Origin of the sequence: Zooshikella harenae (genome assembly GCF_018837975.1) — a bacterium.
Lineage (GTDB): Bacteria > Pseudomonadota > Gammaproteobacteria > Pseudomonadales > Zooshikellaceae > Zooshikella > Zooshikella harenae.
Genome location: NZ_JAGSOY010000329.1, coordinates 1 through 686, shown reverse-complemented (window position 1 = coordinate 686; position 686 = coordinate 1). Strand labels below are relative to the sequence as shown.

The 686-nt window shown below is 48.7% G+C and carries 1 protein-coding gene; it reads right to left on the bottom strand.

What is annotated here, in order from left to right:
- Positions 1-53: 53 nt before the first annotated feature.
- The coding region (locus KCG35_RS25960; protein ID WP_215822807.1) for a major capsid protein at positions 54-686 on the bottom strand (633 nt) is incomplete at its 5' end.

Here is a 686-nt window from a genome sequence, read left to right as displayed (position 1 = left end):
GCCATACGTTCCCGATTCAGTTCCTGCTGCAGGTTTTGGAATGCACTCATGGTTTATTTTAAAACGTCAATTAATAACGCTGAACCATTAGGGCGAGCAGGCACCACCAGGGGTGCAGATTGGGTCATCACATATTCCACCGACGGATCTTCCTGCACCCAGGATTTAGGAAAGGTGCGCATGGGCCGTAATACTTTGACATCCATAATCGCGCCAAAACATTGCACCCCTTCCACGTCACCGACAGGCATCACCACACCTTCAGGTAAAAAGGGCTGCATTTGGCCTGCATCATCCTGATACTGACGACTGTCGCAGTGTAATTTTAACCGTCCGCCACCCAGTGAACCGACAAACACTACATCATCTGCAGTCGTTTGCGGTCCACGATCAATGGTGGCATTAGTACCCGCCACTTGGGTATCCAGCTGGTCCAGTAACTGCTTATTTTTACGCATGCATTTCCATACGGCAGGCCCAAAATAAATATCCTTAGCTTGCGAACCACCTGGAGCGGAAGCCATGGCTACGCTGACTTCCTCAATATCATCAACGATGGGTGCATCAACGGCGGTCCAAGGTTTTTTGGCTTTAATGGTCAACGCCCCATTTCGACCATAATTGACTTCGCATTTGGGATAATTTTCACCACTGATGGTGACTTTGCCATACAGTAAACTTTGCAC